At 57.8% G+C, this 13,406-nt stretch carries 10 protein-coding genes and 1 pseudogene; 5 read left to right on the top strand and 6 right to left on the bottom strand.

Annotation, left to right across the window (positions count from 1 at the left end; all coding sequences use genetic code 11):
• Positions 1–20: 20 nt before the first annotated feature.
• The 4 genes from A0U92_RS14575 to A0U92_RS14560 are packed head-to-tail and all read right to left on the bottom strand — an operon-like array spanning position 21 to position 6,271.
• The gene (locus tag A0U92_RS14575) at positions 21–3,155 is read right to left on the bottom strand and encodes an efflux RND transporter permease subunit (RefSeq protein WP_062247650.1); all 3,135 of its coding nucleotides are present in this window, start codon (positions 3,153–3,155) and stop codon (positions 21–23) included.
• Complete coding sequence (locus A0U92_RS14570) at positions 3,155–4,189, bottom strand: efflux RND transporter periplasmic adaptor subunit (RefSeq protein WP_011251445.1); 1,035 nt, start codon at positions 4,187–4,189, stop codon at positions 3,155–3,157. Before A0U92_RS14570 ends, A0U92_RS14575 begins: the two co-directional genes overlap by 1 nt.
• Positions 4,186–5,628 carry a TolC family protein gene (locus A0U92_RS14565; protein ID WP_019088956.1) on the bottom strand — a complete coding sequence of 481 codons (1,443 nt, stop codon included), beginning with the start codon at positions 5,626–5,628 and terminating at the stop codon, positions 4,186–4,188. Before A0U92_RS14565 ends, A0U92_RS14570 begins: the two co-directional genes overlap by 4 nt.
• Entirely contained in the window at positions 5,621–6,271 is a 651-nt protein-coding gene (locus A0U92_RS14560) for a cation efflux transmembrane domain-containing protein (RefSeq protein WP_010516881.1), read from the bottom strand. Before A0U92_RS14560 ends, A0U92_RS14565 begins: the two co-directional genes overlap by 8 nt.
• A 73-nt stretch (positions 6,272–6,344) precedes the next feature.
• On the opposite strand from A0U92_RS14560, the gene A0U92_RS14555 reads away from it, so the two are divergent.
• Entirely contained in the window at positions 6,345–6,743 is a 399-nt protein-coding gene (locus A0U92_RS14555; protein ID WP_003618791.1) for a MerR family transcriptional regulator, read from the top strand.
• A 490-nt stretch (positions 6,744–7,233) separates the two neighbouring features.
• Here the strand turns inward: A0U92_RS14555 and A0U92_RS14550 are convergent, their stop codons facing one another.
• Positions 7,234–8,424 (bottom strand): IS91 family transposase, encoded by a 1,191-nt coding sequence (locus A0U92_RS14550; protein ID WP_077813802.1) that lies wholly within the window; start codon positions 8,422–8,424, stop codon positions 7,234–7,236.
• A 19-nt stretch (positions 8,425–8,443) separates the two neighbouring features.
• Positions 8,444–9,355, bottom strand: a complete 912-nt coding sequence (locus A0U92_RS14545; protein WP_077813801.1) for a tyrosine-type recombinase/integrase — start codon at positions 9,353–9,355, stop codon at positions 8,444–8,446.
• Between the two features lie 299 nt (positions 9,356–9,654).
• Here A0U92_RS14545 and A0U92_RS14540 point away from each other — a divergent pair, with 299 nt between their 5' ends.
• The 4 genes and pseudogenes from A0U92_RS14540 to A0U92_RS14520 all read left to right on the top strand — a co-directional run bounded on the left by A0U92_RS14540 (position 9,655) and on the right by A0U92_RS14520 (position 13,403).
• On the top strand, positions 9,655–10,857 hold the full coding sequence (locus A0U92_RS14540) for a hypothetical protein (RefSeq protein WP_029604267.1): 1,203 nt from the start codon (positions 9,655–9,657) through the stop codon (positions 10,855–10,857).
• Positions 10,858–10,940: 83 nt separating this feature from the next.
• On the top strand, positions 10,941–11,381 hold the full coding sequence (locus tag A0U92_RS14535; RefSeq protein ID WP_010517766.1) for a hypothetical protein: 441 nt from the start codon (positions 10,941–10,943) through the stop codon (positions 11,379–11,381).
• Positions 11,368–12,090: pseudogene (locus tag A0U92_RS14530) on the top strand (DUF7146 domain-containing protein); the annotation flags it as partial. The gene A0U92_RS14535 and the pseudogene A0U92_RS14530, both read left to right, overlap by 14 nt.
• 383 nt (positions 12,091–12,473) lie before the next feature.
• Positions 12,474–13,403, top strand: coding sequence for a DUF2493 domain-containing protein (locus tag A0U92_RS14520; RefSeq protein ID WP_010517762.1), 930 nt, complete (start codon positions 12,474–12,476; stop codon positions 13,401–13,403).
• The last annotated feature ends 3 nt before the right edge of the window (positions 13,404–13,406 follow it).

Genomic DNA, 13,406 nt, shown 5'->3' with positions numbered 1-13,406 from the left:
GCAGCAGTGGCCCATACCTGTCACTTGAACAAGGTTTCCGGAACTCCCGTTTCGTTTTCAGAAAAACTACCAAATTTGACAGCAAGAATAGGCAAAACAAACAGGTTAAGTATCATTGATGTCATGAGCCCTCCAAGAATGACAGCTGCCATAGGTCCTTCGATTTCCCGCCCAGGCGCATTCATATCAACAGCCAGAGGCGCCAGTCCAAGCGCCGTAACGAGCGATGTCATGAGTACGGGGACGACGCGGTCTCTGGCCCCCCGGAGCGCTGTTGTTACTCCCCATGTGAGATGTTCCCGCTCGACCAAAGTCTCAAAATGCGAAATCATCATCACCGAATTCCGAAGCGTAATCCCGAATAGAGTAACGAAGCCGACTGTTGCCCCAAGAGTTAGCGTTGTGCCGGAAACAATGATTGCCAGAATGCCGCCGACAAATGCGAAGGGAAGATTGACGAGTATCAGAGCGAGATTGCGCCATCCTTGTGTGATTATTGAGAGCAGAATCATGACCGCTATGGCAGCGAGCCCGGAATTTATAAACAGTTCCTTGCGTGATTGTGATTCAGCTTCCGCTGCGGATGTAAACTGAACGTAGGTTCCAAGAGGCAGTTTGATATTTTTTGCTATAGTCGTGCGTGCGTCCTGAACGAAAGATTGAGCTGATCGTCCTGTAACATTTGCGGTGACAGTCTGTGTTCTCTGTGCTCCCAGATGTGACACCTGATAGCGACCGTTCGTCTCATATATGTCTGCGACAGCGCGGAGTGGTACGTAGTTTCCGTGAACAGTATGCAGTGGCAGGAAGCCGACAGACGCAACATCATTACGACTTGCGTCATCAAGACGAACCATAACATTAAAAGCCGCAGAACGCTCGTATATCTGCCCCACGGTTTCACCCTGCCAGGCTGTATGGATGGATCGGAGTACATCCGCCGACCGAAGCCCCCAGCGCTCCAGATCAGCAGGGCGTAGCCGAATAGCAAGTTCCGGAACACCAGGGGGTGCTTCTATCCGGACATCTGTTGCGCCATGTATCTGATGCAACATGCGGACAATATTATTTGCCTGGATATCCAATACATCCAGATCATCGCCAATAATATTGATTGCCACAGCCGAAGACGAACCAGAAAGGGTTTCGTTTACGCGCATCGTCAAAAAACTACTGACAGAAAAACTGGCCCCAACGAACCCGTCAAGCGCTTTGCGAACGCGGGCATCAATCTGTCGGGAAGCCTTCCCATCCACCTGATTCAAATCAACCTCAAACTCGCTGGTATGTGGTCCATACGTGTCCTCATCCAGCGAGGCGCGTCCGACTCTCTGAGCAACCGAACGGATTTCGGGAAGCTGACGAAGTTTTTCTGTAACCTGTCTACCTAATTTCAGAGACTGTTCCAGGGAAGTCCCCGGAGCAGCCGTCATATGAATGATAAGGTGACCTTCCTTGAAATCAGGAATGAAATCGCTTTCAAGGAATGGAAGGGCCGCAAACCCTATCAAGGTGGTCAGGATCATCCCGCCTATAACAAATCGGGGATGGCGCATTAATCTGGCCAGAAGACGTTCATAAGCTCTGGCGGTCCATCCTGCCAGGGGGGGCTCTCTCCGGGTTTCTCCAGGCGTCGCCAAGAGCCATGCGCAGAGTGCAGGTACAACGGTTACAGCAGCGGCAAGAGAAGCCATGACCGCAAGAACATAAGCTGTTGCCAGTGGAGCAAACAGTCGTCCCGAAAGTCCGGGAAGGGCGATGACAGGCAAGAAAACGATAATGACAGCAAAGGTCGCGTAAACCACTGCACTGCGGACTTCAACGCATGCATCGAGTACGACGCGCGCTGTAGATGCGGGCTGGACCAGAAGCCGGTTTTCACGCAATCGGCGTGTAACATTTTCGACCCCGATCACGGCGTCATCCACGACCTCGCCGATGGCGATAGCAAGCCCCCCCAGGGTCATGGCATTCAAAGTAACCCCGAGTGTCTCCAGCAACGACAGGGCTATCAGAATAGCCAAAGGTATGGTGGCGCAACAGATTGCAGCGGTTCGCAGGTCAAAAAGGAAAAGAAAGATTACGGCAACCACCAGAAAACCGCCCAGAAGCAATGCTCGTGTGGCATTCCCCAATGCGGTCGTAATGAAATTGGCGGGTCGGAACAGGTCAGCATGCAATGTAATCCCCTGTCCCTGCAATTGCGGGCGGAAATCGGTAAGTGCCGCCTCGATTTCCCGGGTCACAGCCATCGTATTGGCACCGTACTGTTCCCATATATTAACCACAATGCCTGTCTTTCCCTCGATACTGGCCGCGCCGAAGGCGGGAATAGGGGCTTCAGTTACAGTGGCAATACTGCCCAGTGTGACAGCACCATTATCAGAGCGGACAATCACAGTGCGGGCCAGACTTTCTGGCGTCAGGGCCTGACCGTCAGACTGAAGAACGACTCTTTGGTTCGGGGTATCAATAAAGCCGGCCCCCTGTATGCCAGTTGCTTCCTGGGCAGCCGCAAGGACGTCATCAAGTCCGATATGATGCAAGATGAGTTGGTCTGGATGTACCTGTATCTGGAGTGACCGACGCTCCCCGCCAAACACACTGACTCCAGCCACACCAGGCAACGCCAGCAGACGCGGCCTTAATGACCAGTCAGTAAGCGTGCGCAACTGCATGAGGGACTGTTGTTCCGACGTCAGACCAATCACCAGTACCAGACCGGCGGATGAGGTCAGTGGCGTCATAGTCGGAGCATGAACACCGGCTGGCAATTGCTGTGCAACAACATTCATTTGTTCCCCGACCAGTTGCCGGGCGCGATAAATATCGGTCGATGTCGCAAACAGGACGTTGACGACTGACAGTCCCTGAATCGAAGTCGATTGCACGCGCTGAATACCCGGGAGGCCGGTCAGGGCAATTTCCATTGGGCGACTAACCAATGTTTCGACCTGTTCCGGCGTAAAACCAGCGGCTTCGGTCTGGATCGTGACCCGTGGCGGAATGAATTCCGGAAACACATCATAGCTGGCATGTCTCAAGCCATACAGGCCATAGAAGAACAACAGACATGCGGTTGCGATAACCACGCCCCGGAAGCGGATCGAAAACCCGATAATAGCTGCCTGAAGGCTGAAAGAACGTCCCGTCATCAGTCGTCATCGTCTCCTGATTCAAGCTGAGCTCGGAATTCTTCAGACAGAAGTAATTGCGTACCCTCTACGACGATTTGCGTTTCGTGTGTGATTTGTCCTGGAGTATCTTGGATCAGGTAGCCACCTTCTCGGTCCGGCACGTCGGTCGTAAGGGGTAGGCGTGTAAATTTTCCGTGTCCGTTATCACGGTATATCCACGACTTACCTTGCAGCCAGATAATAGCTGATGCAGGTATCCGGATACCGGGACGTTCCTCTTCGGTAGGCAGGAGAACGGAAACATTCATGCCCGCGACAAGCTGACTTTCAGCCGACGCAAAATAGAAAAAGCTACGCCCCTGAATAGCAGGATCGGTCATGGTTACAGGAGACAAATAGTGGAGCATTGTCCCGTGTCCACCCGTGTTTCCATAATCGGTCACATCCGCCTGACTTGGTGGGGTTGGTAGATCCGTATCTGGTGGAAGGGTCACCTTGACCAAGACCACTTGTTGTTGAAGTAACTGTGTAATGAAAATTGTATTTTTTTCGGTAGCGTCAGATATGACCGAACCAAATTGCTGTCTGATAATATTAAGTGCGTTATTCACCCGGACCTGTTCTGCTTTTACCATAGCTGAGTTGGACTGAAATCTGGCTGTTGTCTCCTGGAATTGTTCCTGAGAGATATTCTGCCGGTCGCGATACAGTCCTTTGTCACGATCGAGTTTCGCACGGGCAAGCGTCTGCTGTGCCTGCATGCTCTCCAGCCGCGCTTTCATGTCAGCATAATCACTAACAAGAGTGATAAGTTGTGTTGCGTTCAGAACGTAACCATAGGCGGGAACCAACTTTCTCCAAGGCACGATGCTGGGTCGTGCAGAAGCGATGCCACTCTTCGTAACTGCTTCCGGGGAGACCGTCACGGTCGCCTCTGCGCCAAGAACCGAAACTGGTGGATCATCATCATCTGCAATAGCAATGTCCGCCACGTTTAGAACTAGGAAGACAGAAAGACCTACAAGAGGCAGCCAGAAGGCCCTCGCTTTCATGGTGAGTTCCTTTGGTTATTTTCAAGCAGGCCGGAAACCTGCGCGGCACTGGTGTGATCAAAAATGGGCTGCTGCATGCCATCTTCGATCTGACCTATGGCTTGCCGTTGCTGAATTTCTGCTTCAAGAAGAGCGGTCTCTGCTTGAATCTGCTCTATATGAGTCATAACCATCGTTGGTCGGTCGATTGCGCCTGACTGAAGGCGGTGCTGCATCTGGTTCAGCCTTACCCGTACGGTTTTGGCAAGTTCATCCGCCTGTAGCAGAATTGATGTCGTGCCGCGGTAATTGGCCGTAGCCTGCGAGATGGACTTAAACACCGTGTTCTCTGCACGCCGGAGACGAGCCGCCGCCTCATGCTCCTGCCCAACAGCTTCAGCTATGGGGCCTTCGTTCTGATTGAAAATCGGAATTTGCAGAGAGGGATTTACCTCAAAGCGATTTGAAATATCCCAGTTATAGGCGGGACTGATGGTGACATCGGGATAGCGTCGGGAAACTTCGACCCGTAGAGCCTGTCGGGCGGCGTCATAAGACGCAAGAAGTTCCCGCAGATCCGCGCGTTGCATTACGGCTTGGTATCTCATGTCCTGTGAATCGCGGTATTCCATGAGGTCGGGACAGACATCAAATGCTTTTGTATCAAGAGCAATGGAATCAAGTGCTTCGGCAGGAACCCCGATTGCTCCTGCCAGAGCTGCCTTACGGACGGCATACTCGCGCCGCAGATCACTGACAGACAACTCGGCATGGATCATTTCCGTCCGTACCTGCGATATTTCGAGAGCGGATGCTCGCCCCTGATCAAAACGTGCCTGTTCCAGGGTAAAGAGTTCGCGTTTAGCTGCCGCAGTCTCTTCCACAAGCTTGAGGCGCCCGGATACAGCCCAGACGCCGAGAAGAGCAGACCGCGTGTCGCTGCGTAGTTTCCATGCAGTATTGATGACTTCCCATTGCGCGACGGCAGCCCGATATCTGGCTTCTTTGATACGGTGATAACGCCTGCCGAAAAATTCGATCAGTATTGACGCGCCGTAGCCGACGTAATGAGCCGATGGGCCACCCAGCACCGTGAAACTGGGATTGGGCAGTTGACCGGCTGTCTTGATTCCAGCGCGAGCCGTTTCCAGTTCAGCTTTAGCTACAAGGATATCGGGATGAAAATACAAGGTAGCAAGCGTCAGGCGAGTGATGCCCCATGCGTTTTCCTGACTCGATACGTTTGGTCCGAGAACTTTTGTAATGAATTCTTGCAATCCGGCATCCGTAAATTGACGGCTGGAAAATTTCTGGACATCTGATTCCGGCGAAATATTTGAGTGATCACTATTTGTACAGCCACAGAGCAGGGGAAAAATCAGGAGAATGAATGCCGCATTATAGCGTGTGCGTCTCCTTACCTGCTTAATATATTCTAGAGTATTATATGATTTATACATTGATATGTCGTGATATATCTGATTTGTTATCTGTTAGTTCTACTCTCGATTGTCGCATAATCTGCACACCTCCACTAATACCAAGCATCGCAAGGATGGCAGCTACCGCAATATCCGGCCACGCAGAACGAGTGCCAAACACGCCCAGAGCTGCCAGCACAACGGCAACATTTCCGATCGCATCATTACGAGAGCAGATCCATACAGAACGGCGGTTGGCATCACCTTTCCGGTGTGTCCATAATATGAGGGCACAGGCCAGATTGACCGCGAGGGCAAGCAGACCAATGCCGCCCATTGCGTCTGGGTGAGGCGGATGGTTGCTGTTCATTACTATCCACCCAGCATTGGCCATTACCCATAGCCCAGCCATGAACAGGGTCAGGCCTTTCAGAAAGGCCGCGCCAGCTCGCCATCGCAATGCCATTCCGGCAACACTGAGGCTTATTGCGTAGTTGGCGCTGTCGCCAAGGAAATCAATCGCGTCCGCCTGTACGGATGCAGATCCAACCGACACGCCAGCCCCAGCTTCAACGGCAAACATGCTGGCATTGAGAAAAAGCGCGATCAGGAGCGCTCTCCGCCATGATTTATTGATTGGTAGCGGCGTATCTGTGCATCCACCACAGCATCCTCCTGCCATCCAGCGCCTCCCTGACGAATCATCTGTTTTAATGTATGCTCCCTGTAGCAACTACAGGGTCAAGAGGCAGGGAATGCGATCGATTGGTGCCTTGGGGAAGGCGACGAATACCAAAGTCGAGACGATCCGCTATTACGAACGGATCGGTCTTCTGGCTCCGCCACAGCGGACCGATGGCAATTATCGCACTTATGATGATGAGGCACTCGCGAGACTGTCTTTTATTCGTCGATCTCGGGATCTGGGTTTTTCATTAGACCAGGTAAGAGCTCTATTATCCCTAACGGATCAGGGAACCCAGGATTGTAAGACAGTTGATAGAATTGCTCGTGACCATATGGCAGAAATTGAGCGCAAAATTGCGGATCTCATCGCATTGCGCCATGAACTTTCTACGATGATAGAATCATGCGGGGGAGGTAATATTTCAGAATGCCGAATTATTGAAGCACTTTCTCCGTTTGATAATTAGTTCTCCTGACTTTTTTCGTAGCCAGTCGATTCTGCATTTGACGGAAGATTACCCGAAATAGTTATACGGCCTCATCCTCACGTGTCAGAATCTGAAAAATCCTCATGGAAAATTCAAGGACTATACGTGCTCCCATGGTGGCAGTTTATGATCAGGCCAGTTCTGAAGCAGACATTCGGCTTCCCTGAAGGGTTTCGGGCGCCGCGAGGCGTACGAAAGTCTGGGAAGACCGAACCCGCGACACCGGGACTCAGTTATGGGGAATTTGCAATTGGCGCCGCCCCGGGGGAGAGGCTGAGCCAGAGCATACAGGTGCGTTTGTGGAACTGGAACGGGTTTTTGTGACCGGATCTGCATGACGCGATGACAGAACTGGCAGTGTAGGCAGCGATTTTTCCGGGTTTTCCAGTGATGCGTACAGGAGATACGGTTTGTCGGAGCGATGCCACTCCGATATCGGGATCGGTCATGCTGTAATCTCTGCGGGCTGTCATGGTGATCCCCCGGCCGGATCAGTCGCCCGTGGCGGCCCTCGGGGCTGGCACCATCGGGGAAGTATCTGGATGACGACCATCGGACCACCACAGCATGGGCACGGCGGTGGCATGGCCGGTTCGGCTTCCGGGACTTCTGGCGCTGGTGTGGATATGACCTTGAGCAGTTCCCGCACCCGGGCGAGGCTGGCCTTGCGGCTGGAGCTGGACAGCAGGCCATAATGGCGGATGCGATGAAATCCCCGTGGCAGGACATGCAGCATGAAGCGGCGGATGAACTCATCCGTGGCGAGTGTCATGACCTGCTGCTGATGGGCCGTGTCCCGCCGGTAGTCCTTGTAGCGGAACGTCACGCCGTTTTCGTTGAACGCCAGGAGGCGGCGGTTCGAGATGGCGACACGGTGGGTATAGCGCGACAGGTAGGCCAGCACTGCTTTAGGGCCGGCAAAAGGCGGTTTGGCGTAGACGACCCAGCGCGTGCTGCGCACAGGGGCCAGATACCGCATAAAGGCACGGCGGTCTGCCAGAGGGGCAAGCTGCCCCCGAAAGGCCAGCCGGTCGGCATCGAAAAGTGCGCGCAGCCGGGTGAGGAACAGACGGCGAAACAGCTTGCCCAGCACGCGAACGGGCAGGAGGAAGGCCGGGCGCGACGAGATCCAGCGCTGGCCATCGGGCGAGAGGCCGCCGCCCGGCACGATCATGTGCACATGGGGATGATGGGTCAGCGCCGACCCCCAGCTGTGCAGCACGGCGGTGATGCCGATGCGGGCACCCAGATGCCGGGGATCGGCGGCGATCGTCATCATCGTCTCCGAGGCGGCCTGGAACAGCAGGGCGTAGAGAACGGCCTTGTTTTGAAGCGCGATGTCGGCGATCCGCGCAGGCAGGGTGAAGACGACATGGAAATACCCGACCGGCAGCAGATCGGCCTCCCGCTCGGCCAGCCATGTCCGCGCGGCGTTCCCCTGACAGCGCGGACAATGACGGTTGCGACAGCTGTTATAGGCGATCCGCCAGTGTCCACAGTCCCCGCAGGCCGCGACATGACCACCAAGGGCCGCCGTGCGACAGTGTTCGATCGCCGACATGACCTTGAGCTGCTGCAGGGGGAGACGGCCGGCATGGGCTGACCGCCAGGCAGGGCCGGCAGCCCGGAAGATGTCCCCCAGTTCGAGGGAGGCGGACATGACCGCCCCCGCCCGGGGATCAGCCGTCGGGCCTCGCCTGCGTTGTCGCCAGTATGCCCAGTCTGTCGAGCGGACTGATGACGGCCCGCACGGTCCGTGTCGCAACTTTTGTATAAAGGGCCGTGGTCTCCAGACGGGAATGACCCAGCAGAACCTGGATTACGCGGACATCGACACCATCCTCAAGCAGGTGCGTGGCAAAGCTGTGCCGCAGGGTATGAGGCCCCACACGTCTGGTGATCGAAGCGGCCCGCGCCGCATCGACAACCACACGATGGAGTTGCCGTGTGCTGATGGGCCTCATGGTGTCCTGCCCGGGAAACAGCCAGCCACCCGAATGCATCACGCCCTGCTGGCGTCCGGCCTTCCACCACTCCCGCAGCAGGGGCAGAAGGTCTGCCGGAAGCATGGCGTTGCGATATCGTCCCCCTTTGCCCCGTTCGACCCTGAGCAGCATGCGCTCGCTGTCGATATCGCTGATCTTGAGAGCGGCGACCTCGGCCACCCGCAGGCCTGCCCCATAGGCGACCGACAGGGCGGCCTGATGCTTGAGGCATACGGTCGCGTTGAGCAACCGGGCAACTTCATCGCGGCTCAGCACGACGGGCAGGTTGCGGGGCTGCGCTACCCGGACCAGCCTGCGTGCAAGGTCGGGGCGGTCGAGCGTCTGGGTGAAGAAAAACCGGAGCGCCGACACGATGGCATTCATGGTCGGTGTCGGCATGCCAGCCGCGTTCTGCGCAATCTGGAACTGGCGCACATCCTCGACTGTTGCCGTGTGGGGTGAGCGGCCCAGAAACGTGGCGAAACGGCCGACATCGCGAAGGTAATTGCGCTGCGTCTCCCGGGAGAACCGCCGCACCGCCATGTCATCAAGCAGGCGCTGGCGAAGGGGACTGATTGCAGCAATGCACAGGGACTCTGTCATCATCCGGCTCCTTCTGGTGGGAAGAAGCCAGAGTGCTTGGCCCGATCAGGACAGTTCCAAATAAAACAGATCGCTCACGCCGTGGTGACAGACCTCCACATCGCACCAATCCCGCGCAGCGGGTTCGTTCTTCCCCCCCATTGCAGTCGTGATTTCCGGTAGGTGACGGGGACGCCGTGTTCCGGAATGAGGGGCCAGGTGTTTCTGCGGTTGGATGGGATCCCGCGTGGGAAGTGGTGATCAGAGGAAGAGGGTGGCTTCGCCTTCTGTGCCGAATAACCGGCATCAGAGGAGAGTTTTCCATGACTACAACCACCATCCTGCCCCCTGCGTTCCGTGGTGCGGCGTCCGGCGGCTTCCGGATCGATCCTTCGCGCGGGAAGCGTAGTGCCCGCGTCTCGTCCGAATGGTTCTCGCGCCCCGATGATGAGCGGTATCTCTCGCTGTCCGAGCTGCATGCCGCCACGCTGGCGCGTGCGGATCGGGCTACGGCCCGCACGGTAGAAAGCCGCGCCATCCGAGTGGAGGCGAGCCGCGACAATGCCGAGCGCCTGACCCTGACCGTGCCGGGGCAGAATGACCCGATTGCTCCCACACACTGGTCCTTTGGCCAGATGTGCAGCCTGGTTGGTGCCCCCTCGTCGTACCTGCGCAATCTTCCGGCTCCGCTGGCGGCAATCAACCTGCAGCACGGGTTGCTGTCGCACCGGGCCGAACTGGTCAAGACGCTGGAAACCGAGGACGGGCGCGTCGAACTGCGTGCTTTAACTGGTCCCGATTACGGTCGTATCTGGGACCATGAACTGGTGGGCGCGGTGCGCAAGATCGCCGGTGATGGCACCGGCGATACCAACTGGAAGGTGCCCGGTGTGATCGACTGGGCCACCATGACCCATAACCCCTATGTGGACATTACGAAGGAAACCACGACGCTCTACGCATCGGATCGCGATGTGTTCCTGTTTCTCGTCGACGATACACACCCGATTGAGGCGGGACGCCTGCCCAATGGTGAGCCCGATCTCTATTTCCGGGGTTTCTATGCATGGAATTCAGAAGTCGGCAGCAAGAGCCTCGGCATTGCGTCATTCTACCTGCGCGGAGTGTGTCAAAATCGTATGTTGTGGGGCGTCGAAAATTTCGAACAGATCACGATCCGGCATAGCAAGTTTGCAGCCTCACGCTTCGTGCATCAGGCGACACCGGCGCTACGGAACTTCGCCACAGCCAGCCCGGCCTCGTTCGTCTCGGGCATTCAGGCCTCGCGCAAGGCGCTGGTGGCGAAAACCGACGAGGACCGCGAAAGTTTCCTGCGTCGTCGCGGGTTCTCGAAGCCAGAGACAACGAAGATCATCGAAACCGTGCTGCATGAGGAAGGGCGCAAGCCGGAGAGCGTGTTCGATTTCGTGCAGGGGATCACGGCGCTGGCGCGGACAAAGGCCAATCAGGACACGCGGCTGGATCTGGAGGAGAAGGCCCGCAGGCTGATGGAGCGTGCGTCCTGAAAGACGACTGCACGCTTTTCCGTAAAGACGTTTTTACGAGCCCGGCCACTGCGCCGGGCTTTTTCGTTTCGGGAGTTTTTCCGATGGCTGATTTCTTCACGCATTTTTCCTGCGTTCTCGATGTGGGCACAGTGGACAATGCCGCAAAGGCGCTCGACCTCTACAATGCGTTCATGGACGAACTGGCGGCGGAAGATCCACCCTCTGACGGTTTTGTCCTATCGATCGTGCCCGAATATGGCGGCACGAAACTCTGGATGCACGATGAGACGATCGGAGATCCGCATCAGGTGGTGGAATTCGTGCTACGCTGTGCGCGAATATTCCGGTTGCGGGGCCGATGGGGATTCCAGTGGGCCAATACGGCCTCACGTCCCCGGATAGGCGCCTTCAGCGGCGGTGCGCATCTGCTTGACCTTGGCAGGCGCAAAACGATTTCATGGATGACCACCGATCGCTGGCTGGCGATCGCCCTGGACGGAGGCAATCCCGACACAGGAGGGCAGGGCGATGACCTTGCATGATGCAGGCGATCTCGCCCGTCGGCTGGCGGAGAACGCGGAGGCGGTGTGCCGGCAGTATCTGTCCGCCGGTCGCCGTCACGGCAATTACTGGCTGGTCGGTGACGTGCGCAATACGCCCGGCCAGTCGCTGTTCGTCCGGCTCCACGACACCGCCAACGGCAGGGCGGGAAAATGGACGGACGCTCAGTCGGGTGAGCATGGCGACCTGCTCGACGTGATCCGCGAAAGCCTCGGCCTGGTGGATTTCCGCGACGTGGCCGACGAGGCACGCGCCTTCCTCAGCCTGCCGCATCCTGACCCAGTGCCGCCGTCACAGGACCGACCTGCCCGTGAGCGTGCTTCCGCCAGTTCTTCCGAAGCGGCACGACGGCTCTGGGCCATGTCCGGGCCGATCATAGGCACATCCGTAGACGCGTATCTCCGTAGACGCGACATTACGCTTTTGCACGGAACCGAAGCCCTGCGCTTCCATCCGCGTTGCTTTTACCGCCCGGACGAGGACGGTCTGACCGAGACCTGGCCCGCCATGATCGCCGCTGTCACCGACCTCGACGGCACTCTGACCGGTGTGCATCGCACCTGGCTGGCGGCGGACGGCCGTGGCAAGGCACCGGTCGACCATCCGCGCCGTGCCTTGGGCGGGCTGCTCGGTCATGCCGTGCGCTTCGGGGTGGCATCCGACGTGCTCGCCGCCGGGGAAGGCATCGAGATCCTGCATCCGCAACTCGCGCCAGCGGACGTGGCACGCTTTCTGGAGGCCGCCGATACCTGAGCGGGCCGGAAAGAGGAGTGGGGGGGCCGTCTTCTGTCGGCGGGCCTGTCCTGCCTCCCGTCCGGCAGGTCCGCGCCCCGGCCTTTCAAGTGGGGAGCGGGCGTCAGCCGGGCCGGGCCTTCAATGGCGTGAGCCGGCTATTTTCCGTCGCGCCCTGTGGGGGCGCTTTACATCGCGAGGCAAAATAGCCGGCCCCCTGCCATCCTTCGCTGTGCTGCGGCCGCGCGCCAGCGCGCGGTTCCGGCCCGTCCCTGGTCTGCCGCTGTCCGCCCCCGGAAAGGCCGCGAAGGGCGCAGCCGGAGACCTGGGAGGACAGCCTCATGACCCGCATGACCGACGATTTCGAACCGCCGCACGCCGCTTCATCCACCGCGCATGTGCTGACCGAACTCCAGATGTATGGCTACCGTCCCTTCGCGGACGAGCCGGACCCCAGACCGCTACCCGAAGCGCAGCGCATCGGGGGTGCTGTGGCCGACATCTTCGACGCCATCGCTGCGACGCTGACCGACACACGGCTGGAAGCCGATCTCGAAGCATTGCTCTGGTCCACCGTGAACATCTTCCACCGCATGGTCGGCCAGGTTGAGCGTGAGCTTGACCGCAACGAGCAGGCGCAGAAACGGAGCCAGCAGGAACAGGATGGCAGCGAGATCCGCTCGGTGGAACTGGAGCGGCTGATCGCCGAAGGGCTGACCCTGATCGAGCGCCGCAACGCCTACGAGATCTTCCGCGACGAGGCGCAGGAGCAGTTCGAGCGCCTGACCCTGAGCGCGTGGCGTCCGAAGGCCGGCTCGCTGGTGTCACGTCGCACCATGACGGCCTCCATGATCGACAGCCGCGATTTCCTCAACGCCCGACGCCGCGCCGAGGGCGAGTTGCTGGTCCCGCCCGGCCCCAAGGTGGTCGTGACCGGGGGCCTGGACTTCGACGACCATATCCTGATCTGGGACCGGCTGGATAAGGTGCGGGCCAAGCATCCCGACATGGTGCTGCTCCACGGTGGCTCGCCCAAAGGTGCTGAGTTCATTGCCTCACGTTGGGCCGATCACCGCGATATCGTGCAGATCGCCTTCAAGCCGGACTGGACCAGGCATGCCAAGGCGGCGCCCTTCCGTCGTAACGATGCGCTGCTCGACACTATGCCGATCGGCGTCATCGTCTTCCCCGGTTCAGGCATCCAGGAAAATCTGGCCGACAAGGCAAAGCGACTCGGTATCCCGGTCCTGCGGTTCGGAGGCGGCGCGTGAGCG

This window comes from Acetobacter aceti (assembly GCF_002005445.1).
GTDB lineage: Bacteria > Pseudomonadota > Alphaproteobacteria > Acetobacterales > Acetobacteraceae > Acetobacter > Acetobacter aceti_B.
The sequence above is the reverse complement of the archived record's forward strand: the minus strand, read 5'-3'. Positions and strand labels throughout refer to the sequence as shown.

Bases quoted from the DNA above. Each gene is read 5' to 3' on its own strand.
- A0U92_RS14535 (WP_010517766.1), top strand. From the start codon at position 10,941: ATGGCTGATTTCTTCACGCATTTTTCCTGCGTTCTCGATGTGGGCACA.
- A0U92_RS14540 (WP_029604267.1), top strand. From the start codon at position 9,655: ATGACTACAACCACCATCCTGCCCCCTGCGTTCCGTGGTGCGGCGTCC.
- A0U92_RS14565 (WP_019088956.1), bottom strand. From the start codon at position 5,628: ATGTATAAATCATATAATACTCTAGAATATATTAAGCAGGTAAGGAGA.
- A0U92_RS14575 (WP_062247650.1), bottom strand. From the start codon at position 3,155: ATGACGGGACGTTCTTTCAGCCTTCAGGCAGCTATTATCGGGTTTTCG.
- A0U92_RS14555 (WP_003618791.1), top strand. From the start codon at position 6,345: ATGCGATCGATTGGTGCCTTGGGGAAGGCGACGAATACCAAAGTCGAG.
- A0U92_RS14545 (WP_077813801.1), bottom strand. From the start codon at position 9,355: ATGATGACAGAGTCCCTGTGCATTGCTGCAATCAGTCCCCTTCGCCAG.
- A0U92_RS14560 (WP_010516881.1), bottom strand. From the start codon at position 6,271: ATGGCAGGAGGATGCTGTGGTGGATGCACAGATACGCCGCTACCAATC.
- A0U92_RS14520 (WP_010517762.1), top strand. From the start codon at position 12,474: ATGACCCGCATGACCGACGATTTCGAACCGCCGCACGCCGCTTCATCC.
- A0U92_RS14570 (WP_011251445.1), bottom strand. From the start codon at position 4,189: ATGAAAGCGAGGGCCTTCTGGCTGCCTCTTGTAGGTCTTTCTGTCTTC.
- A0U92_RS14550 (WP_077813802.1), bottom strand. From the start codon at position 8,424: ATGTCCGCCTCCCTCGAACTGGGGGACATCTTCCGGGCTGCCGGCCCT.